Source organism: Micromonospora sp. AP08 (assembly GCF_008085935.1).
Taxonomy (GTDB): domain Bacteria; phylum Actinomycetota; class Actinomycetes; order Mycobacteriales; family Micromonosporaceae; genus Micromonospora; species Micromonospora chersina.
In genome coordinates this window covers 165,692-186,149 of the sequence record NZ_VSEZ01000001.1, presented here as the reverse complement: position 1 = coordinate 186,149, position 20,458 = coordinate 165,692, and the positions used below count along the sequence as shown (strand labels likewise).

The 20,458-nt window shown below is 73.2% G+C and carries 21 protein-coding genes and 2 pseudogenes; 11 read left to right on the top strand and 12 right to left on the bottom strand.

Features of this window, described 5'->3' with window-relative positions; translation table 11 throughout:
* Window positions 1-4: 4 nt before the first annotated feature.
* Window positions 5-1,474, bottom strand: a complete 1,470-nt coding sequence (locus FXF50_RS00830) for a glycoside hydrolase family 43 protein (RefSeq protein WP_148425258.1) — start codon at window positions 1,472-1,474, stop codon at window positions 5-7.
* Window positions 1,475-1,784: 310 nt separating this feature from the next.
* Complete coding sequence (locus tag FXF50_RS00825; protein WP_148425675.1) at window positions 1,785-3,371, bottom strand: sigma-70 family RNA polymerase sigma factor; 1,587 nt, start codon at window positions 3,369-3,371, stop codon at window positions 1,785-1,787.
* 378 nt (window positions 3,372-3,749) lie between these two features.
* On the opposite strand from FXF50_RS00825, the pseudogene FXF50_RS00820 reads away from it, so the two are divergent.
* Window positions 3,750-4,316, top strand: a pseudogene (locus tag FXF50_RS00820) (RICIN domain-containing protein); the annotation flags it as partial.
* 212 nt (window positions 4,317-4,528) lie between these two features.
* Here FXF50_RS00820 and FXF50_RS00815 read toward each other — a convergent pair.
* The gene (locus tag FXF50_RS00815) at window positions 4,529-4,930 is read right to left on the bottom strand and encodes a hypothetical protein (RefSeq protein WP_148425256.1); all 402 of its coding nucleotides are present in this window, start codon (window positions 4,928-4,930) and stop codon (window positions 4,529-4,531) included.
* Between the two features lie 104 nt (window positions 4,931-5,034).
* Between FXF50_RS00815 and FXF50_RS00810 the strand changes: the two genes are divergently transcribed.
* The 6 genes and pseudogenes from FXF50_RS00810 (at window position 5,035) to FXF50_RS00785 (ending at window position 10,838) form a co-directional block, all read left to right on the top strand.
* Window positions 5,035-5,322, top strand: coding sequence for a hypothetical protein (locus tag FXF50_RS00810; RefSeq protein ID WP_148425255.1), 288 nt, complete (start codon window positions 5,035-5,037; stop codon window positions 5,320-5,322).
* Between the two features lie 272 nt (window positions 5,323-5,594).
* Window positions 5,595-6,794, top strand: coding sequence for a D-alanyl-D-alanine carboxypeptidase family protein (locus FXF50_RS00805; protein WP_187399452.1), 1,200 nt, complete (start codon window positions 5,595-5,597; stop codon window positions 6,792-6,794).
* A 97-nt stretch (window positions 6,795-6,891) separates the two neighbouring features.
* Window positions 6,892-7,509 carry an IS607 family transposase gene (locus tag FXF50_RS00800; protein ID WP_148425254.1) on the top strand — a complete coding sequence of 206 codons (618 nt, stop codon included), beginning with the start codon at window positions 6,892-6,894 and terminating at the stop codon, window positions 7,507-7,509.
* Window positions 7,510-7,745: 236 nt separating this feature from the next.
* A pseudogene (locus FXF50_RS29620) lies at window positions 7,746-8,744 on the top strand (RNA-guided endonuclease TnpB family protein); the annotation flags it as partial.
* A gap of 190 nt (window positions 8,745-8,934) precedes the next feature.
* On the top strand, window positions 8,935-9,354 hold the full coding sequence (locus FXF50_RS00790) for a PPOX class F420-dependent oxidoreductase (RefSeq protein WP_148425673.1): 420 nt from the start codon (window positions 8,935-8,937) through the stop codon (window positions 9,352-9,354).
* 254 nt (window positions 9,355-9,608) lie between these two features.
* Window positions 9,609-10,838, top strand: a complete 1,230-nt coding sequence (locus tag FXF50_RS00785; protein WP_148425253.1) for a CdaR family transcriptional regulator — start codon at window positions 9,609-9,611, stop codon at window positions 10,836-10,838.
* 4 nt (window positions 10,839-10,842) lie between these two features.
* On the opposite strand, the gene FXF50_RS00780 is transcribed toward FXF50_RS00785, so the two are convergent.
* Both FXF50_RS00780 and FXF50_RS00775 read right to left on the bottom strand, forming a co-directional pair.
* Window positions 10,843-11,082 carry a potassium transporter TrkA gene (locus tag FXF50_RS00780; protein WP_148425252.1) on the bottom strand — a complete coding sequence of 80 codons (240 nt, stop codon included), beginning with the start codon at window positions 11,080-11,082 and terminating at the stop codon, window positions 10,843-10,845.
* A 53-nt stretch (window positions 11,083-11,135) separates the two neighbouring features.
* Window positions 11,136-11,360 carry a hypothetical protein gene (locus tag FXF50_RS00775; RefSeq protein WP_148425251.1) on the bottom strand — a complete coding sequence of 75 codons (225 nt, stop codon included), beginning with the start codon at window positions 11,358-11,360 and terminating at the stop codon, window positions 11,136-11,138.
* A 532-nt stretch (window positions 11,361-11,892) separates the two neighbouring features.
* Between FXF50_RS00775 and FXF50_RS00770 the strand changes: the two genes are divergently transcribed.
* Both FXF50_RS00770 and FXF50_RS00765 read left to right on the top strand, forming a co-directional pair.
* Window positions 11,893-12,708, top strand: coding sequence for a rod shape-determining protein (locus FXF50_RS00770; protein ID WP_148425250.1), 816 nt, complete (start codon window positions 11,893-11,895; stop codon window positions 12,706-12,708).
* A gap of 30 nt (window positions 12,709-12,738) precedes the next feature.
* On the top strand, window positions 12,739-13,053 hold the full coding sequence (locus tag FXF50_RS00765) for a TraR/DksA C4-type zinc finger protein (protein ID WP_148425249.1): 315 nt from the start codon (window positions 12,739-12,741) through the stop codon (window positions 13,051-13,053).
* Window positions 13,054-13,086: 33 nt separating this feature from the next.
* Here FXF50_RS00765 and FXF50_RS29110 read toward each other — a convergent pair whose 3' ends face one another.
* Window positions 13,087-14,256: a hypothetical protein gene (locus FXF50_RS29110; protein WP_187399451.1), complete on the bottom strand. Its 1,170-nt coding sequence runs from the start codon at window positions 14,254-14,256 to the stop codon at window positions 13,087-13,089.
* Window positions 14,253-14,777, bottom strand: coding sequence for a SigE family RNA polymerase sigma factor (locus FXF50_RS00755; RefSeq protein ID WP_148425248.1), 525 nt, complete (start codon window positions 14,775-14,777; stop codon window positions 14,253-14,255). The genes FXF50_RS29110 and FXF50_RS00755 overlap by 4 nt, the downstream gene beginning before the upstream one ends.
* 133 nt (window positions 14,778-14,910) lie before the next feature.
* Here FXF50_RS00755 and FXF50_RS00750 point away from each other — a divergent pair, with 133 nt between their 5' ends.
* Together FXF50_RS00750 and FXF50_RS00745 are read left to right on the top strand one after the other, a co-directional pair.
* Entirely contained in the window at window positions 14,911-15,684 is a 774-nt protein-coding gene (locus tag FXF50_RS00750; RefSeq protein ID WP_148425247.1) for an ArsR family transcriptional regulator, read from the top strand.
* Complete coding sequence (locus FXF50_RS00745; protein ID WP_148425246.1) at window positions 15,681-16,088, top strand: VOC family protein; 408 nt, start codon at window positions 15,681-15,683, stop codon at window positions 16,086-16,088. The genes FXF50_RS00750 and FXF50_RS00745 overlap by 4 nt, the downstream gene beginning before the upstream one ends.
* Window positions 16,089-16,264: 176 nt before the next feature.
* Here FXF50_RS00745 and FXF50_RS00740 read toward each other — a convergent pair whose 3' ends face one another.
* From FXF50_RS00740 to FXF50_RS00715, 5 genes are all read right to left on the bottom strand, one after another.
* Complete coding sequence (locus FXF50_RS00740) at window positions 16,265-16,867, bottom strand: LUD domain-containing protein (RefSeq protein ID WP_148425245.1); 603 nt, start codon at window positions 16,865-16,867, stop codon at window positions 16,265-16,267.
* Complete coding sequence (locus FXF50_RS00735; protein WP_148425672.1) at window positions 16,864-18,273, bottom strand: lactate utilization protein B; 1,410 nt, start codon at window positions 18,271-18,273, stop codon at window positions 16,864-16,866. Before FXF50_RS00735 ends, FXF50_RS00740 begins: the two co-directional genes overlap by 4 nt.
* 53 nt (window positions 18,274-18,326) lie before the next feature.
* A complete protein-coding gene (locus FXF50_RS00730; RefSeq protein ID WP_148425244.1) occupies window positions 18,327-19,100 on the bottom strand; it encodes a (Fe-S)-binding protein in 774 nt (257 codons plus the stop codon).
* Window positions 19,101-19,347: 247 nt separating this feature from the next.
* The gene (locus FXF50_RS00720) at window positions 19,348-19,680 is read right to left on the bottom strand and encodes a cupin domain-containing protein (RefSeq protein WP_255509818.1); all 333 of its coding nucleotides are present in this window, start codon (window positions 19,678-19,680) and stop codon (window positions 19,348-19,350) included.
* A 207-nt stretch (window positions 19,681-19,887) separates the two neighbouring features.
* Window positions 19,888-20,442, bottom strand: a complete 555-nt coding sequence (locus FXF50_RS00715) for a M20/M25/M40 family metallo-hydrolase (protein ID WP_255509817.1) — start codon at window positions 20,440-20,442, stop codon at window positions 19,888-19,890.
* Between the last annotated feature and the right edge of the window lie 16 nt (window positions 20,443-20,458).

Genomic DNA, 20,458 nt, shown 5'->3' with positions numbered 1-20,458 from the left:
GGCGTCAGGGAGACGTAGCTCCCATGACCCCCCAGCCCGACGTGCCGCTCTCCCCGTCACCGTTGGCGATGAGGGTTCCCCCGCCGGCCCCGCCGAACTGCCACCAGTTGACGTTGAACAGGTTGCCGCTGCCGCCGGTGAACCGGAGGTACAGGTCGTGGGTGCCGGCGGCGCCGGTGACGGCGCAGGAGGCGTTCGTCCACGTCTGCCAGCCGCCCGTGCCGGGGACGGCGCACCGTCCCACCACCGGCCCGGCGGTGCCGTCGAGGCGGAGCTCGATGGTGCCGCCGCTGGTCGCCGAGGCCACCCGTGCGGTGAACGAACTCGCCCCCGCGCCGAAGTCGACCCCCTTGACCTTGACGTAGTCGCCGTTCTCGATCCAGCCGACGTCCATCCCGCCCTCGCTGGCGGCCTCGGTCTCGATGCCTGACTCCCAGGCGATCGTCTCGGCCTCCTGGCGGGTGTAGGGGTTGACCGTGCCGATCTGGGGCGCCCCGGCGCTGGTCATCGTGATGGTCGGGATCGAGCCGTCGGCGTGGTAGGAGAACTTCTCGACGGCGACCGACCGGGTGAAGCCGCCGCCGCCCGGCAGCGCGCCGTTGTGGTAGAAGAAGTACGACCCGCCGTTGAAGTCGACGACGCCGGGGTGGTTGGTGAAGCTGCTGCCCTGGGTCGGCATGACCGTCCCGCGGTAGGTCCACGGCCCGGTGGGGCCGGGGGCCGTCGAGTAGGCGATGAACTCCGAGCAGCACTTCGCCGCGAAGACGTTGTAGTACAGGCCGTTCCGCTTGTAGACCCAGGGGCCTTCCTCGAACAGGGTCGGTCGGTTCGCGTCGCCGGTGCGGGTGCCGAATCCGGCGGTGGTCAGCGGGATCTTCGTCGGAGTTCCCGAGTAGGAGATCATGTCGGGGTTCAGCTTCACGTACCAGAGGTTGGGGTTGCCCCAGTACAGGTAGGCCTGCCCGTCGCTGTCGACGAAGACGGTCGGGTCGATCTCGCCGTTGGAGACCAGCGGCCGGCCGATGGCGTCCCGGAAGGGACCGGTCGGGCTGTCGGCCACCGCCACCCCGATGCCCTTCGCTCCGGTCGCCCGGACGGTCATGGGTACGTACCAGTAGAACTTGCCGTTGCGGCCGATGACCTGGCCGGCCCACGCGTCAGCGCTGGCCCAGCTGAAGCTGGCGATGTTGAGCGGGGAACCGTGGTCGGTCCAGTTCACCATGTCGGCCGACGACCAGACCCGCCACTCCTTCATGGTGAACCAGGTCGAGCCGTCCTCGTCGTGACCCGTGTAGAGGTAGACCCGGCCGTTGTGCACGAGCGGGGCCGGGTCGGCGGTGTAGATGTGCTGGACGATCGGGTTGTCCGCCCGAGCCACGGCGGGAACGAGAACGGCGGCGCAGAGCACCGCCGTGACCCAGGCGAGGAACCGCCGGATGCGGAACTTGCCGGGGAGCGGAGGGGGCACCCTCATGTCTGCCTCCAAGGGAAGAACTGCCACTGCTGGTCGGCGCCGTTGTTCCGGGCTGCCCGGGGCTGAGCGGGCGCCGCTCGCCCGGCTCCCAGCGTCCCGCTCAGTCCCGCAGCACGCATGTTAGCGATAACAGGCGTATCTATCAATGAAGCGCGTCTATGAGGAATCGTTCGAGCCGGTCCCGCCTCAGGTGGAAAACGCGATGCCGAAAACTGTTGTCGCCGAAGGCTGGGCGTGGTCATCGGAAAGTGCGTGCGACGCCGCGGCAATCAGCGTGGCGTCACGAGTGGAGTGGGCCGACATGCACAGGTCAGCCCGCCAGGGCGGGCCGGATTCGGAATGAGCTGTCGGCGCGGAAGGTGGCGGTGCCGTCCGCCTGGTCGACCCACAGCTGGCCGTCGCGATGCCGGAGGAACCAGCCGGGATAGTTCGACGCCTCCAGCGCCGTGGAGGAGGCGGTCGCCCCGTCGCGCGCGCAGAAGGTCGCGTCACCACGGAACAGCCCGGTCCCGTCGACGGGGCTGAGCCGCAGCCGCCAGGACGAGTGCCGCAGGTACCGGCCGTCCCGGGCACGGAAGGAGAAGCAGCGGGCGTCGGCCAGGCCCGCGAGCACCGTGAAGGTCGCCTGGCGACGCGCGGTGTCGGTGCTGTCCGGCCCGACCGGCATCAGGACGCCGAGACCGTCGACCGTGCTGACGTACCGCCCGGCCCCGTTGGCCGACTCCAGCGACACGGGCCGTCCCGCAGTCAGGGACGCGGTGCGCCCGGCCGAGGGCTTGGCGGCCGCGGTCGTCCGCGGTTTCGGCTCGGGCACGGCGACCGCCGAGGACGGGACGGCGCGTGGCCGGGACGGCGAGGCCGGCGCCGCAGCCGGCGCGGACGCCGGGGGCGGCGGGCGGGTGGGCAGGACCGTCACGGTGACCGCGGCGCCGGTGGCGACGGCACCGGCCACCACGGTCGCGGTGACGGGGTGTGCCACCACCGCCTGGAGCAGCTGGGCGAGCAGTCCGACCTTGGCGCCCGCGCCCACACCACCACCGAATCCGCCGCCGATCGCGCCGGACAGCGTGGCCGTCGACGTGCCGGCCGCGCCGAGCGCGCCACTGCCGAGCAGCACGGCGACGAGCCCGACCGGAACAGGGAGCAGGGCAGCCCCGAGCAGGAGCCGTTCCGGGGCGATCATGCCGGTGCCGGCGCGTGCGCAGCGGTCGCAGGACCGGGTGTGCCGGGTGAGGCGCTTGCGCCACAACGGACGCGGGACGCCGTCCCATCCGGCCGCCGCGGCGTCCAGCGCGGCGCATCCCGGCCTGGCCTCCAGCGCGGCGACCAGCTCGCGGCTCACGTCGAGGTGATGCCGCATGCGCTGCACCCGCACCGCCGCGTGCGCGACGCTGACGGCCAGGGCCGCCGCCAGGTCGGTCCGGGTCAGCTCTCCCGCCGTCTCCAGCCACCACAGCGACAGCAACGCCCGATCGTCCGGGTCGAGCCAGCGGCTCGCCCGGACGAGCTGCCGGCGTTGCCCGGACAGCTCCAGGCGCAGCGTCGTCAGGTCCACGAAGGCGGCCTCGACGTCCGGCATCTCCGCTGCCTCGTCCAGGGGGGCGGCCCGCCGGGCGGCGACCTGCCGGCGGCGCAGCTGAGTGCTGAGCTGGCGCAGGGCGATAGCGGTCAGCCACGGCCGGAAGCTCTCCGGCGTGCGCAGCTCCGCAAGCCGGCGGACGGCACGCAGCATGGTGTCCTGGACGACGTCGTCGGTGTCCGGGTGCCCGCTGAGCGCGCGGTGCACGAGGGCGTAGACCAGCGGCAGGCCGGCCGCGACCAACTCGTCCATGGCCCGCCGGTCACCCGCCTGCGCCGCGACCACGAGGTCCGCCTCGTTGGCGCCGGTAGCTCGCATCTTCACGTCGCAGTCACACAACTCGATTCCGGTGGCCGCGTCAAGAAGGGGCGGCCGGGGTGCGAACCCCGTTGTTCCGCGTCCTCGTGCGCGGCGGAAATTGGCGACCGAAAAATGTTATGCGGCATGACGACGACAAGTCGGCCTGCCGAAACAGCGTGGTGGTGGACCCCGCACGGGACGTGACGCATCGACCGACGCCTTAGCTCTTGAATGCGGAGAAACATTCTGGCAACGTTGACGGCCCCGTTGTCCGTGCATTCGGCGCCCGCCGGCACACCTCGGGATCCCCGGACCACCGCCACCCACACCGCACGTCGACGACCTGTTGTTGGCGCTAACAGCGGGTAGCGACTCCCGATCGGAGGGAAGACACCCATGACCATCAACGGCGCGGCCCCACCGCCCGCAGGACATCGACGAGGCCGATGTCCGGGGTTGGCCGTCGCCGCCGCGGTGACGCTGCTGGCGAGCGTCGCCGCCGCCGCGGTGACCGCCACGGAGGCGGCCGCGGCGACGGTCGACACGAACGCCTGGTACGTGCTGCTCAACCGCAACAGCGGCAAGGCCCTCGACGTCTACGGCGCCGCCACCACCGACGGCGCCCGCATCACCCAGTGGACCCGCAACAACGGCACAAACCAGCAATGGCAGTTCATCGACTCCGGCGGCGGCTACTACCGCCTCAAGTCCCGCAACTCCGGCAAGGTCCTCGACGTCTCCAACCGCGCCACCACCGACGGCGCACCCCTCATCCAATGGACCGACACCAACGCCACCAACCAACAATTCCAACTCGCCGACTCCGGCGGCTACCTCCGACTCCTCAACCGCAACAGCGGCAAAGCCGTCGAAGTACAGGGAGCCGCCACCACCGACAACGCCAACATCGTCCAGTACACCGACTGGAACGGCGCCAACCAGCAATGGCAACTCGTGCGGGTCGGGTGAGGGGCGCGCGCCACGTAGCTGATGCTGCCTACCCGAGCGCGAGCGCATCGGCCTGCTGACCGGGTGTCCCGGTGCTCCCGCCCAGGGAGCACCGGGACATCCGCCAGCCCACCGGCCCAGGACCGGTTGAACGGCGGAAGCTGCGGAAGTCGTCAGCGGCACGGGCGTGCCATCCGCACCCCACGACGAGCGGCGGTGGCGGATGCTCAGCCGCAGTTGCCCCAGCTGGACCGGCCGGCGCCCTGCCAGCTCGTGCCGTACAGGACCTCACCGCGGTACATCACACACTTGTCGACGGCGGAGCGCTGAATCGCGGCGTAGTACTTGTAGCTCCCGGAGTCGTCGACCCAGGAGCCGCCCTCCACCCGGATCCCCGCGGAGACGCCGGTCGTCGAGCCGACGGCGACCCGCTTGAGGGTGGCGACGCAGTTGTAGCCGCTCGCGCCGTTGTACATCAGGTAGACGTCGCCCACCTTGGTGCCGTCCGAGGCGTAGATCGACCGGTGGCCGTCACTGGCGTAGGCCCACGAGCCACCGAAGTCGTTGTTGCAGGCCTGGGCCGCCGTGAACGGATTCGTCGCCGCCTGGGCGGGCGAGGCGAGTGTCACCGCGGCAACGGTCGCGGCGAGAATCGCAATGGCCAGTCGTCGCGCTGATCCGCGCACACATTCCTCCCGATGCTCCGGCGCGGAGACCGCGCACACGTGTCCTCATGATCCCACAATGGACGGCCGACAAGATCACCGGCTGGCCCGAGCGCGACGGGCGGCCCGGCGCCACCTGCCGCTGTTCCGGCCGGGTGGCCGCGCCGCTGGGCCGGCACCACGTGTGGCGCAACGCGTTCCTCGTCGGCTGCGCCATCGCCGGCGCGCTCGCACCGGCCGGGCCCGTACGCCCCGGAGAAGCCGTCCTGGCCGTTGCGGGCGGTCTGCTCACCGCTGTGCTCGTCGTGATGATGGACGACCTGCGGTTCCTGTTCGGCACGTCCCGCCGAACCTGACCTCGTCTGTCGTCCCGCGCCACGGAATGAGCGCCGGACCGCCCGCCCATCCCCTCCTGGCCTCGCCGCGTAGTTCCGGCGGGCCGGAGAATGTCCCGCCCGTGCCTGTTCACCGTCGGGAGCGCCGATCGTCACGCGGGCGGAGCCTTGCGGACGGGCACAAGGCGACCGAAGGGGTGCCGGCCGGGCCGAGGCCGGAATTCTCGCCCCTCCCCGGACCACTTTCGGCAACCGGGCCTGGGCCGCATGCACGGCGATTACGGTGCATTGACGTGACCATCATGAGGATCGTCGCGGTGACGCTCAGCGCCCTGGTGACCACACCCGTCGCGCCCGCCGCACCGGCGCGGGCGGCCGCGCCGTACGTGCCCTGCCCGGCCGTGAAGCCGCCGGCGCCCCCGCCCGCCGCACCGTCGCCGCCGCCGGTCGGACCCGCGGACCTGGCCGTCGGCGGCCAGTCGCTGGCGACGGCCGGACTGTCCATCCCGGCCGGTGCGCCGGCGGCCCCGGCGGTGACCGCCACCTCGTGGGTCGTGGCCGACCTCGACAGCGGCACAGTGCTGGGCGGATGCGGCCCGCACGAGCACCGGACGCCGGCCAGCGTGCAGAAGATGCTCCTCGCCGCGGCGCTGATGCCCCATCTCGACCCGAAACAGGTGGTCGAGGTGACGCGGGCGGACCTCCAGGACCTCGATCCGGCCAGCTCGGTGATGGGGCTGGTGCCGGGCGGCCGCTACTCGATCGAGAGCCTGTGGTTGGGGCTCCTCCTCAGGTCGGGAAACGACGCCGCCAACGTGCTGGCCCGTGTCGGAGGCGGGGCCGCCGGCCGGCAGGGCGGTGTGCAGGCGATGAACGAGGAGGCGCACCGCCTGGGCGCCAACCAGACCCACGCGGCGACACCCTCCGGCCTGGACGGTCCCGGTCAGTACACCAGCGCGTACGACCTGGCGCTGATCGCGCGCGCCACCTACGCCCGCGCGGACTTCCGGCGGTACATCGCCACGCGGGTGGCGGAGATACCGGCCGAGCCGGGTCGGCCCGGCTTCGCCATCACCCACGACAACACGCTGCTGGACCACTACCCGGGGACGCTCGGCGGGAAGACGGGCTTCACCGACCTGGCACGGCAGACGTACGTGGGGGTGGCCGAACGCGACGGCCGGCGGCTCGCCGTCACCCTGCTCGGCGCGGAGACCGCGCCGCTGGGCAGCCTGGGCGAGGCGGCGGCGCTGCTGAACTGGGGTTTCGCGCTCTCACCCGGCGCGTCGGTGGGTCGCCTCGTGACTCCGGACGAGAAGAAGCGCGACCGTCCCGTCGCCCAGGTCAGAGCCGAGCAGCACGGGCACGCCCGGACCGGGCGGTCGATGCCGTGGCTGATCATCCTCGGCCCGGGCGCCGCCGGCGCCCTGGCCGTCCTGCTCCTGGCGGTCCCCTGGCGACGGAGGGCGGCGCGCGCGGCGGCCAGACCGTAGCCCGGTGGTTGCGTACATTGCAGAGGTCACGCTGCCGCGAAGAGGAGCAGCTATTAGTGGTTGCTTTCCTTTCTAGAGCTGTCCATGATCGACTGTTGTGGGCAATGTCTGTCGGATCGGCGAGTTCGCCAAGCGGGTGGGCCGTTCGGTGAGCACGGTGCGCCGGTGGGAGGCGGAGGGCCGGATCACGGCCCGTCGTCTGCCGTCCGGGCAGCGGTACTTCGACGATTCGGATGTGCGCCGGGTGCTGCAGCCGGGCTTCGACGCCGACCGGCGGAAGGTTGTGGTGTACTGCCGGGTGTCGTCGCCGGGTCAGAAGGTCGATTTGGCCTCGCAGGTGGCGGCGATGCAGCAGTTCTGCCTCGCTCGTGGTTTGGCGGTGGACGAGTGGGTCAGCGAGGTCGGCGGCGGGATGGACCTTCGCCGCGAAAGGTTCCTGGCGTTGATGGACGCGGTCGACCGGGGTGAGGTTGGCACGCTGGTGGTGGCGCACCAGGACCGGTTGGCCCGGTTCGGCTTCGACTTGGTGGAGCATCTGGCGGCGCGCGGCGGCTGCGAGATCGTCGTCGCCAACCAGGAGTCCCTGTCCCCGCAGCGGGAGTTGGTCGAGGACTTCTTGGCCGTCGTGGACGCCTTCTCGTGCCGGCTGGACGGTTCGCGTCGCTACGAGAAGGAGTTGAAGAGGGCGGCATTGGCCATGGAGGGTGACCGGTGAAGGTCACCCGGATCGCCTACTCGGTCCGACTGAATCCGGGCAAGTACGCTGCCCTGGCGGAGCAGGCCCGCCGGTTGGGCCGGGTGCGCAGCGAGGTGTGGCAGCGCTACGGGTCGATCAACGGTGTCGGGGCCGGACTGCGGGACCGGCAGGTGCGGGACCGGTGGCTGGCCGACGGCACGCATGTGCAGTTCGCCGTGTTGGCGAATGCGTGGAAGGAAACCGTCCGCGACGCCATGGCCGACATCGCCGCGAACCTCGCGGCGGCCAAGGTCGACATCCGGCGGGCGATCAACCGACGCACCAACGATCCGGCCGAGCGCAGGCGAATGTTCACCGCGCTGAAGGCCGACCAATGGGTCGACGATCCGTTCCTGGCCCGGCAGATGCGCAAGCACTGGAGGCGGGGCCACAACCGCACGCACGATCAGATCGTGGTGCGCGCCGACAGATACAACACCGCCGTCGATGGGCGGGGACGGTTATGGCTGGCGATCCCCGGTCTCGAGCCCCGCAAGATGGTCAGGATCCCGCTGTCCACGACCATCGCCCCGACCGGGACGCTTCGACTGATCCTGCGCGGCGGCCGGGTCGAGGTCCACTACCAGATCGACGCGGCGCAGATGCGCTCATCACAGCGCCCATGCGGCGAGGCGACGATCGGCGTGGACAAGGGCTACACCGAAGCCCTGACCGACTCGGACGGCCAGCCCCACGGTGAACAGCTCGGCGACCTGCTCACCCGCGAGTCGGACCGGTTGAAGGAACGAAACCGCCGTCGGGCGAAACTACGCTCAATCGCGAACAGCGCCGCCCTGCGTGGCGACCACGCGAAAGCGCACCGGATCAAGGCCAACAACCTCGGCACCATCAAGCGGGAACGGCAGGCCGCCCGGCACCGAGCACAGGTGCGCACGGAAATCTTCACCGCCGTGCACGAGGTCGTGGACAAGGCCACCACCGTGATCGCCGAAGACCTCACCAAACACTTCACCGGCCGCAAACAGCTTCCTAAGAACATCAACCGGCGTCTCGCCGCGTGGACCAAAGGAGTCACCGCCGAGGCCCTCAAAAACGTGTCGGAGCGCAGAGGTTCTGCGCTCGTTCCCGTCAACGCCGCCTACACCTCACAAACCTGTCACCGCTGCGGACGGTTCGGCCGCCGCGGCGGGGACCGGTTTCACTGCACCTCGTGCGGGGTGGTGTGGCAGGCTGACGTGAACGCCGCGATCAACATCCTGCACCGAGCCGGCGACCCCGACATCGCCCTGGACACCCCGTACCAGAAGGTGAAGCAGATCCTGCAGGACAGGACCGATCGCCACCGGACCAGACTGCCGGTCCAGGACTCCAGCCCAGCCACCACCGGGCGGAGAGCGAATTATCCGAACCGCTCAACTAGAGCAACAAGTAGGAAGCAGAGCCATGTCGAAGCCGCCGCTGCCCGAATCCGCGATCACCATGCTCCGGAAGGCGAACCCCGCCGTCATCGCCACGGTCCGACGCGACGGCCAGCCGGTCTCCGCGGCCACCTGGTACCTGTGGGAGGACGGCCGGATCCTGGTGAACATGGACGAGGGCCGCCGCCGGCTGGACCACATCCGCAACGATCCCCGGGTCACCCTGACGGTGCTGGACGAGCAGGCATGGTACACCCACGTCACGATCGTCGGGCGCGTCGTCGAACTCCGCGACGACGAGGACCTGGCCGACATCGACCGGCTCGCCGAGCACTACACGGGGAGGGCGTATCCGCGGCGGGACCGCCGTCGGGTCAGTGCGCTGATCGAGATCGACCGCTGGCACGGGTGGGGTGCGCTGAAGGACAACAACCAGATCGGCTGACCCGGCGGCACCGCCCGCCGGCATGATCGAGCCGCTGCCGGTCAGCCGACGAACCGTCGACCCGCTGCCGGACCCCGGCGCGGCCGGATGACCGGGACGGGAGGAAACGGGCGCCGAGGCACGGCACCCGGTCACCGGGGGCCGCACAAGCTGACCGCTTCGCCGGCTCCGGAGCCCGCCAGCGTCCTGCCCGCGCCCATAGGCTGGACGGATCGGGTCGGTGTCGGGTGCCGGCCCCGCCCCGGGAGACCGCGATGACCGAGAGCGCCCGCCGACCGGCTCGGGCCGGGGCCCACGGCGACGACGGGTGGCTGACCGAGGTGGCCCGCGGGGCCAGCGCCGACGCCGGCGGCGTGCCGGTGGAGCTTCTCGGCGACTACCTGCGGCTGTTGACGGACGCGGCGGTGACCGGCCGCCGGCCGCGCCGCGGCGAACTCGACGCGGTGGGCGCGCTCGGCCGGCGCGCCGCCCAGCAGGGCGTGTCGGCGGGCCGAGCGGTCCGTCTCTACCTGTCCGCGGCACGGCGGCTGTGGCGGCACCTGCCGCACCTGGCCCGGTCCACCGACAGCGAGACGGTACGCGCGGCGGCGGACGCCGTGCTCCACGTGGTCGACACCGCGGTGGCCACTCTCGCCGAGGGCTATGCGGCGGCCCGACGGGAACTGGTCCGCCGGGAGGAGGCGCTGCGCCGGGAACTCGTCGACGACCTGCTGCGTGGGGACTCCGACCTCGGTGGGCTGGTGGAGCGGGCCGAGCCGTTCGGGCTGGATCTGGCCCGGGTGCACCAGGTCGCGCTCGCCTCACCGGATCATCGGCTGCCGGACACGGAGGCGGCGATCAGCGCGCTGGAGCGGGTCATCTTCGACCGGCTGGGTGACCGGGACGTGCTGGTGGCCACGAAGGAGGGGCTGCTCGTGGTGATCGCCCCGGCGGACACGGTGGTGCCCGGCCGGGGCGGGGGCGACGGCGGGTCGGTGGCGGATCTGGGCCGGCTGATGCACGGCGAGTTGGACCGCCTGGTGCGGGGCCGGCCGTGGCAGGTGGCGGTGGGCCGCCCGCACCCGGGTGTCTACGGCATCGCCCGCTCCTACGAGGAGGCCCGCGAGGCGCTCACCACGGCGCGCCGACTGCACGCCGACACACCGGTGATCGACGCCCACGACCTGCTGATCTACCGCGTCCTGCTGCGGGACCAGGCGGCCATGGTGGACCTCGTGCAGGCGGTGCTGGCACCGCTGGGCCAGGCCCGGGGTGGTGTCGAGCCGCTGCTGGACACCCTGAACGAGTACTTCGCCTGCGGCGAGGTCGCCACCGAGGCGGCCCGCCGCCTGCACGTGTCCGTGCGCACCGTCACCTATCGGCTGGACCGGATCCGCGCGCTGAGCGGCTACGACCCGGCCGATCCCCGGGACCGGTTCACCCTGCACGCCGCCGTGCTCGGCGCGCGGGCCCTGGACTGGCCGCGTCGGCCGCTGCCGACCTAGCGGCTCAGGCCGCGACGGCGACCAGTTCCGGGAAGCCGAGCAGGGCGGCCAGCGCGCTGGCCTCGCTCCGGGTGAGGGTGAGGCTGACCATGCGGTCGGGATCGTCGGGATCGTCGGGGTCGTCGTGGACGACGTCCCGGCGGTCGCCCACCTGGTACTCCACGATGCCGATCCGGCGGCCCTGTCCGGTGGTGAAGGTGTGTCGTACCCCGATGCCGGGCAGCGTCGTGCGTTCGATGTTCACAGGGAGAGCTCCTTGCGGGACGGCTGCCAGGGCCGGCCGGGAGCGGGTCGGCGCTACGGCAACGCGGTGGACGGTCGAGCGGCTGTCCCGACCCGCGGCGGGGCCCGATCGGCCGACCAGGCGGGAACGCAGCCCGCGACGGCGCGGCTCAGCCGGACCACGATGCACACGCCGAGCGCGCCGCCGGCACGAACCGCCGCGACGACGACCGCCAGCACGGCCAGCATCGACAGCGCGAGAGGCCGCTCGACGCCGACGGGGTGCTGCCGGTTACGCATGGGGCCCACCATAGCCGCGCGGGACATCGCGCCGGGGCCCCGAGACAGGGACTTCGCCAGGAGGCCGGCCCCGGATCGCGGAACGACCACGAGCGGTGACGGCGGCCGGACGGCAAGCGATGACGTTCGCCGCCGGTCGGCAATCAGGCGCGCTGTTGTTTGCCGGCCACGCGCAATGCCAACCCTCTGCTTGCGAGCGACGCTGGAGGTCCGACGCGGTACCCGAACCAACAGCGAGGAGGCGGTGATGACGACCCGCACGCCGGTGGCCACGCCGCCCGTGTCCGCCGGTCGTCCGCCGCTGTCCCGGCTCGGACCGGCCCGGATTCCCGGTCCGGCCGGCGGCGGCCCCGTCCGGGACCGCCACGTCCCCCCGCCGCCGGCGGACCGCCTACGCCCGTGACCCCGGCAGGCTGACGCCGCCCGAGAGCGCCGGCCTGACGGTCGCTCGCTCACGGGCCCGGCCACCCCGTTCCCCGCATCCCGCGCCGTCCACCGGACGGCTGTGCACCGCTACGCAAATGAGGTCGGTATGTCCGGCAACACCACTTCCGTTCACCTTCCCGCGCGCACCGGCATGCTCGTCGGCCGGTCCCACACCACCCGCCCGGTCGTGGCCGACCGCGCCGAGCCGATCGCCGTGGACCTCGGCAGCGCCCAGCTGCGGATCTGGCTGGGACCCGGCGGGGTACTGAGCGTGCCGGTCGGCCAGGGCCTGCGGGCACCGGTCGTGCGGCGTGGCCGCGTCGTCGACGGCCCGGCCTGCGCCACCGAGCTGCGGCGGCTGCTGCGCGACCATCGCACCCCGGTGCCGGTGGGGGCGCTCGTCGTCGCGTGCCGTCCGGTGCTCGCCACCCCGGCCGACCAGGAGGCGACACGCCGCGTGCTCAACGCCGTACTCGCGCCGTCCCGGCTGCTTTTCGTCGACAGCGTGCGCGCGGGCGCCATCGGCGCCGGCGCCGCCGCCGGCACCCTCCTGCTCGCCGACATCGGCGCCCAGCTCACCGAGGTGGCCCTGCTGGAGGACGGACGGGTGGTCGCCGCCCGGCGTGCCGAGGTCGGCACCCGCGACCTGAACCACGCGGTGACCGCCGCCATGCTCGCCGAGACCACCACCCGGCTGATCCGCGAGCTGCGACAGGAGCCCGCGTTGCGGCCGCTGGTCCGCGCTTCCCTGGCCCGGGGCGTGATCGTGGTCGGGGACGGCGCCACCCGACCCGACCTCACGGCCCGGCTGGTCGCCGCGCTGGGCGCGACCGTGCACCGTGCCGCGTCACCGCGCACCGCCGCGCTGACCGGCGCCGGCATGGCCGCCGTGGCGGCGATCCGGCACCCCGCGAGCGACTGAACCCGACCTTCCACAGAGAGGACCACGACCATGACGGACACCCTCGACGACCGCACCGAAACGCTGCGGGACGTGCTGGAACGCCAGTTCGGCGAGCACACCGACCAGCTCACGGAGCTGACACTGCTCTCGCGGCAGCGTGGTCACGGCGGCCACGACCCGGACACCCTGCGCCGGCTCATCGAGGCGGCCCAGCAGGGCATCGCCGACATTGCCCAGGCGCTGAAGCGCATGTCCGAGGGCACCTACGGCGTCTGCGAGGGCTGCGGCCGGGACATCCCGACGGCCCGGCTGGAGATCCGGCCCTCGGCCCGGTTCTGCGTGCCGTGCCAGCAGCGTGGCTGACCGATCGGCCGGCAGTGCCGGCGCCTCAGGGCGTCAGCACCGCCACACGCGCGGGCCGGAGTTCTCCGCGCCGTCACCGCCGGGCCGGGCCAGGCCCACGACCAGCCCGGTGTCGGACACGGCCACGGCCAGGCCGGTCTGCCCACCCGGTATCCGCAGGTCGACCGCCGCCCCGTCGCGCAGGAGGACGCCGGCGGCCACCACCCAGCCGGAGGCGTTGACCGCGTCGCCGGGACCGTCCGTCGTCAGCCGTGTGAGCGCGCCGGTCCGCAGGTTCCACAGGGCGGCGGAGCGGGACGGCCACAGGCCGCCCGTCGCCCACTCGCCCTGTGCCGCGTAGCCGGCGGCGGTCTCGCCGGCCGGCGCCGTCAGCTTCCGGCCCTTGCCCTGCTGGTCCCAGGCGTACGCCGCGCTCGCGATGCCGTCCCGGTACAGCGCGCCGACGACGGTCCCGTCGTCGGTGATGTCGAAGGCGTTGGCCCCGTCGGGAAGCGGCAGCTTCACCGCTTGCGTCGAGCCCGCCCGCCAGAGCAGCACGACGCTGTCCTCGCCGCCGGAGTTGCCGCTCGGCTCCGCGTTGATGACGACGTCACCGGCCGCGTTGATCGCGGGCCTCGGGTACACGTGCCAGTTCCCCGGCGGGGTGCGCAGCCGCGTGGCGGCACCCTGCTGGTAGCGGAAGACGTACTCCTGCCGCCCGTCCTCGACAAGGCCGACCGCGACACCGGCGGCGTTGACGGCGGTCACCTCGACGGACCTGCCGCGCACCGGCAGCGCCTGCGGCTTCCCGTCCGTCCACAGGACCGGCCGGAAGTCCTGCCCGACGACCTCGTTGCCGACCACGTACCGTCCGGTGGGGTCGACGCCGGACGCCGTGGCGTTCCTCATCCCGGCCGGGAGGGGCAGTTCGCTCGGCTGGCACGGGGTGGGCGAGGCCGCCGCGGTGGTGCCCGCGCCGGTCGGACCGGTGGCGGCCGGCGAGGCGCCGGCCGGCGCGGCGTCCGGCCGCGCGCCCGCCGTCGTCAGGATCGACGGCGCCGTGAGCAGCAGGGCTGTCGCCAGCGCCACGCCTCCGGCCCCCGCCACCGAGCGGCGGCGAAAGGCGCGCCGGCGGCCGGCGCGCACCAGCCCGTCGATCTCGATCCGGCTGGCCGGCACCTCGATCGCGCGCAGCCGGTCCCGCAGTTCCTGTTCGTCGTTCATGGCCGAGCCCCTTCCCCCTGTGCGATCACGACCGGACGCCCGGTGCCCAGCACCTCGCGCAGCGCGGCGAGCCCCCGCGCGCACTGGCTCTTGACGTTGCCCGCCGAGCAGCCGAGAGCCTCCGCGGTCGCCTCGACCGAGAGGTCGCCGAAGTAGCGCAGCACGACGACCGCGCGCTGCCCCGGTGGCAGCGACCGCAAGGCCGGCAGCAGCACGTCCCGCTCCTCGATGCCCTGTTCCGCGGGCACGGGGAGGTCCGGCAGCCGGTCGCCGAGCAGCACCCTCGACCACCCGCGCCGCCGCTCGTCGAGGTACCGGCGCACGAGGATCCGGTGCACGTAGCCGTCGAGGTTGTCGGCGCCGGCGGCCCGCGTCCAGTTGAGGTAGAGGGCGGTGAGCGTCGCCTGGACGATGTCGTCCGCCTGGAAGGCGTCGGCGCAGAGGAGGTACGCGGTGCGGTGCAGCCGGGGTAACCGCGCCGTCACGTACTCGACGTACTCCCGTTCGAGGTCGGTCCGCATCCTGCTCCCTTGTCCTGCCGGCGTGGGCCGTGGCGCTCCGGTCGTCTCTATGTCGGCGGCCGCCGGGTGCAAGGTTGCACAGGGGTCCGACTTCACGCGATACATCAAACCGATTTGATGTATCGTCCGAGGCATGGGTGCGTCCGGGGCCCCTCCCGCCTACCTGCGGTTGGCCGCCCATCCGTTGCGCTGGCGGCTGCTGACCGAGCTCGCCGGCAGCGACCTGCGGGTCCGGGAGCTGGCCACGCTCACCGGCGAGCCGCAGAACCTGGTCTCCTACCACCTGCGGCTGCTGCGCGACGGCGGTCTGGTCGCCGCCACCCGCAGCAGCTTCGACGGCCGCGACAGCTACTACCACCTCGATCTGGACCGCTGTGCCGAAGGGCTCGCCGGCGCGGGCGCCGCCCTGCACCCGGCCCTGCGTCCGGGCATCGGCACAGCGCCGCCGCCGATCCGCCCCCGGCGGTCCCGCCGCCTCGCCGTGCTGTTCGTCTGCACGGGCAACACCGGCCGCTCACCGATCGCGGAGGCCCTGCTCCGCCAGCACACGGCGGGACGCGTCGAGGCGGTGAGCGCCGGGAGCCGGCCAGGCCAGCGACTGCATCCCGGCGGCGTGCGGGTGCTGCGCGACCGGTACGGCATCGACGTGGCCGACCAGCGCCCGCGCCACCTGGACACCGTGGCCGGCCGCCGGTTCGACTACGTGATCACGCTGTGCGACAAGGCGCGCGAGGTCTGCCCCGAGTTCCCGCGGCACCCGCGCCGCATCCACTGGAGCATCCCCGACCCCGCGTCGCCGGGTGATGGCGAGCAGGCCGGCCACCCGGCCTTCGCCCGCACGGCGGCCGACATCGACACCCGCATCCGCCATCTGCTACCCGTCCTCGCGCAAGGGGGTTCGCCATGACCGGAAGCCACGAGTACGCCAGCGTCCGCTACCTGGTCGACGACGTCGCGGCAGCCGTCGACTTCTACACCACCCACCTCGGCTTCCGGTTGGGCGCCGACGCCGCACCGGCCTTCGCCGAGGTGCTCCGCGGTCCCCTGCGGCTGCTGCTGTCCGGGCCCGCCAGCTCGGGCGCCCGAGCCACGCCGGAGGACGCCGCCGATCCCGGCCGCAACCGCATCCACCTCGTCGTCGACGACCTGGCCGCCGACGTCGAGCGGCACCGGGCGGCGGGGCTGCCGTTCCGCAGCGAGGTCGTCGCCGGACCGGGTGGGCGGCAGATCCTGCTGGCCGACCCCGCGGGCAACCTGATCGAACTGTTCCAGCCGGCCGGTCAGGCGCGGGCGGCGACAGCCGCACCGTGACCGCCGGAACCGTGATCCGACGGAACCCACGGCGGCCTTCACCCCTCCATCCTCGGGGCGAACGGCGCCAGGGCGAACGAGAACACCGAAAGGGCCGGCGCGGCATTCGCCAGGCGCTGCCCGGCACCCACGCCGGACGCCACCAACCCACCGCGGCGATCACCCGCCGGCCGGGTTCACGGCGTGATGACCACGTGCAGGTGGCGGGGCCCGTGGACGCCCTCGACCCGGTTGAGTTCGATGTCGCTGGTGGCCGACGGCCCGCTGATCCAGGTCAGTGGCCGGTGCGGATCGACCCGGCCGAGGGCGTCCGGCACGGTGGCGACGACCTGATCGGCCCGCAGCACGCACACGTGCACGTCGGGCAGCAGCGTGATGATCCGGCGGCCCTGGTCCGGGCCACCGTCGAGCACGATGGTGCCGGTCTCGGCCACGGCGACCGCCGCCGCGGTGACCACCCCGTCCACGGCGGCGACCCGCTCCGCCGGGAGGCCGTCGTCCGGCAGCACCTCGACGCCGTCGGGCAGCCAGTGCCGGGGCAGCCCGGCCGGCACGACGACCTGCCGGCCGCCGAGCACCTCGTCGACCACCCGGGCGACCTCGGCGGCGGCGCAGCGGTGCACGGTGGCCCGGTAGTCGGTGAGCCGGTCCACGAACAGGTCCAGGTCGGCGGCGACGGCGCCGGCGGGCCGGTAGCCCCGGGTCACCTCGGCCGGCGCCGGCCGTGGCGCGCCGAGGGCGGACCGGAGCCGGCCGAGGACGAGGTCACGGGAACTCACCGCTCGGCCCACCAGTCGCGGAAGGTCTGCGGCGGCGGGTCCGGCAGGTCGCGGCTGGCCGTCCACCCGGACAGGGGAGGCGGCAGACCCCGCCCGCGCGGGCCGGCGAGCCGGGCGAGCCGCGCGCCGCGCTGCGCGGCCGCGTACAGCGCCGGGTGGTCCATCGTGTACGCGGCGGCGGCCATCGCCGCCGCCTCGGCGCGCGGGTGCGGGGCCTGCCCGCGCAGGTGCACCAGGATCGACGGGATGTCGATCATGACAGGGCAGGCGTCGTAGCAGGCGCCGCAGAGCGACGAGGCGTACGGCAGGGAGGCGTTGTCGGCGACGCCGGTCAGTTGCGGGGACAGCACCGCGCCGATCGGCCCGGGATAGACCGACCCGTACGCGTGCCCGCCGGTGCGTTCGTAGACCGGGCAGACGTTGAGGCAGGCGGAGCAGCGGATGCAGTGCAGCGCCTGCCGGCCCACCTCGTCGGCGAGCACCGCGCTGCGCCCGTTGTCGAGCAGCACCAGGTGCACCTGCTGCGGGCCGTCGCCGGGGGTGACGCCGGTCCACATCGAGGTGTAGGGGTTCATCCGCTCCCCCGTCGACGCCCGCGGCAGCAGTTGAAGGAAGACCTCCAGGTCCCGCCAGGTGGGGACGACCTTCTCGATGCCCATCACGGTGATCAGGGTCTCCGGCAGGGTGAGGCACATCCGCCCGTTGCCCTCGGACTCGACCACCGCGAGGGTGCCGGTCTCGGCCACGGCGAAGTTGGCCCCGGAGACGGCCACCCGCGTGCTGAGGAACGTCTCGCGGAGGTGCCGGCGCGCGGCGGCGGCCAGGGCCGCCGGCTCGTCGGTCAGCCCCGGATCGACACCGGGCATCTCGCGCAGGAAGATCTCCCGGATCTCGGCCCGGTTGCGGTGGATGGCCGGTACGAGGATGTGGCTGGGCCGGTCCCGCCCGAGCTGGACGATCAGCTCGGCCAGGTCGGTCTCGACGGGCTCGATGCCGGCTGCCTCGAGGGCCTCGTTGAGGCCGATCTCCTGGGTGGCCATCGACTTGACCTTCATGACCCGGTCGGCGCCCGTGGCCCGGACCAGGTCGGTGACGATCCGGTTGGCCTCGACGGCGTCGGCCGCCCAGTGCACCGTGCCGCCGGCCGCGGTGACCGCCGCCTCCAGCCGCTCCAGCAGCTCGGGCAGGCGGGCCATGGTGTCGGTCTTGATCGCCCGGCCGGCCGCGCGCAGCTGCGGCCAGTCGGGCGCCTCAGCGATCACCGCCCCCGACTTGGCGCGGATCGTGGTGGTGGCGTGCCGCAGGTTCCGGCGGAGCTGGGGGTCAGCCAACGCCCGCCGGGCCGCGGCGGGGAACGGCTCGTCGCCACGCAGGTGCCCCACCCCGGGCGGGGCGGTCGCCGGCATGCCGAGGAACGTGGTCGCCCGTCCGGTGGCCCCGGCCGGCCCGCCCGGGGCCGTCACCGGGCCACCCCCGCGACGTCCCGGCCGGCGCCGCGGGCGTCCGCCTCGGTGCTGGCCAGGATCTCCGCGAGGTGCACCGTCCGCACGCCCGCACGCAGCCGGGACAGCCCGCCGCCGATGTGCATGAGGCAGGAGGCGTCCCCGGCCGTGCACACGTCCGCCCTCGTGGCCAGCACGTTGCGCATCTTGTCCGCCAGCATGGCCGTCGAGGTGTCCGCGTTCTTCACCGCGAACGTCCCCCCGAACCCGCAGCACTGCTCCGCCTGCGGCAACTCCACAAGCTCCAGGCCCCGCACCGCGCGCAGCAGCCGCAGCGGCCGGTCCCCGACCCGGATCATGCGGAGGGAGTGGCAGGTCGGGTGGTACGTCACCCGGTGCGGGAAGTAGGCCCCGACATCGGTCACCCCCAGCACGTCGACAAGCAGTTCGGACAGCTCGTGCGTCCGCGCGGCAACCTCCTCCACCCGGCTCGCGAGCCGCTCGTCGCCGGCCCGACGCGCCACCGTCGCGTGCTGGTGCCGCACCGAGCCCACGCACGAGCCGGACGGCGCCACCACCACGTCGTACGGGGCGAACACCCGGACGTGCCGGCGTACCAGCCGCAACGCCTGGTCCGGATAGCCGGTGTTGACGTGCATCTGCCCGCAGCACGTCTGGCCCTCGGGGAAGACCACCTCGTGGCCCAGGCGCTCCAGCAGCCGTACCGTCGCCTTGGCCGCCTCGGGGAAGAGCGTGTCGGCGAGGCAGGTCACGAACAGTGCGATCCGCATCCTCAGCCACCCGTCCGGGGTCTCTCGCAAGAAGGCTCCGCGGTGCCGGAGTCCCGCCCCTGCCCCAGGATGCTACCGAGGACGGCTCAGCGGGAGAGGGCGTCGAGGGCCTGCATGATGACGTCCGCCCCCGTTCCACGAGGAGCTGCCGGCGAAGGCGCCGTGCACCAGGACAACCGTGGGCGCGCCGGGACGGGAGGTGGCCGTGGACATCGGCTCTCCGTTCATCGAGGGTGCGCTCCCTCGGTCAGTGGCACTGCGTCACCAGCGGCTCGTTCTCGTCGACGAAGTACGTCGACAGCATCATGGTGGTGACGTCGGCGGTGATGTTCCGCGCGTTGTGCACGACTCCGGGTGGGATCAGGAAGGGCTGCCCGGCGTGGATGGTGAGCGTGGGCCGGTCGTCGAACTCCATGGCGACCGTGCCGTGGATGAGGAAGCCGACCTCCTCGCCGGGGTGCCGGTGCCGGCCCGACGCCAACCCCACCGGGATCTCGAACAGCGTCTGGACGATCAGCCGGCCCGGCACGGAGGCCGGGTGCCGCTGGAGCTCGGTACGCCGGACGGCCGGCGGTTCCACGACATTAGGAGGGTGCGACATGTCCGCCCCTCCCGTCCTGTCCCGTGGATCACCGGCGGCCCACCGACGATGGCAGGCTGCGCGGCGGCCGGCCCCCGGATCACGCGGTGGTCATCCGTTCGGGCGGCGGCCCGGAACTTCCCGGGCCGCGATGAGCAGAGCCGCCGTCGGGTGACCGGCGGCGGCTCCGTTCGCGGGCGAGCGGTGTCAGGGCCGGTCGGCTGCGCCGACCAGGTCGATGAGGCCGGCCAGCAGCGCCACCCGTGGGACGACGGAGTCGAGGTCGAGCCACTCGTGCGGGCTGTGGTCGGCGCCGCCGATCGGGCCGAGCCCGTCCAGCACAGCCGCGCCCGCCTCGGCCAGGAGGTTCGCGTCGGCGCAGCCACCCGTGGCGGTGTGCGACACGGGCACGCCGAGCCCGGCGCCGACCTTGGCCGCCAGCTCGGTCAGCCGGCGGCCGCCCTCGCCCGGCTCCCACGGCGGCGTGTGCCAGGCGCGCAGGTCGACAAGCATCCGGGCGTGGTCGGCGACCACGTTGGGCCGCCCGCCGGCCTCCAGGAGCCCGACGTTCACGGTCACGCCGGGCCAGCGACCGTTGAGCTGGTCCAGGTCGACGGTCAGCCGGGCGGCGGCGAGCAGGGCGTTGACCCCGCGTTCGGGCTCGATGCCCGCGTGGGCGGACCGGCCGCGCAGGGTCACCTCCAGGTCGGCGACGCCCTTGCGCGCCGAGACCAGGTCGCCGTTGTCGCGGGCGCATTCCACGTCTCGAACATCCTGC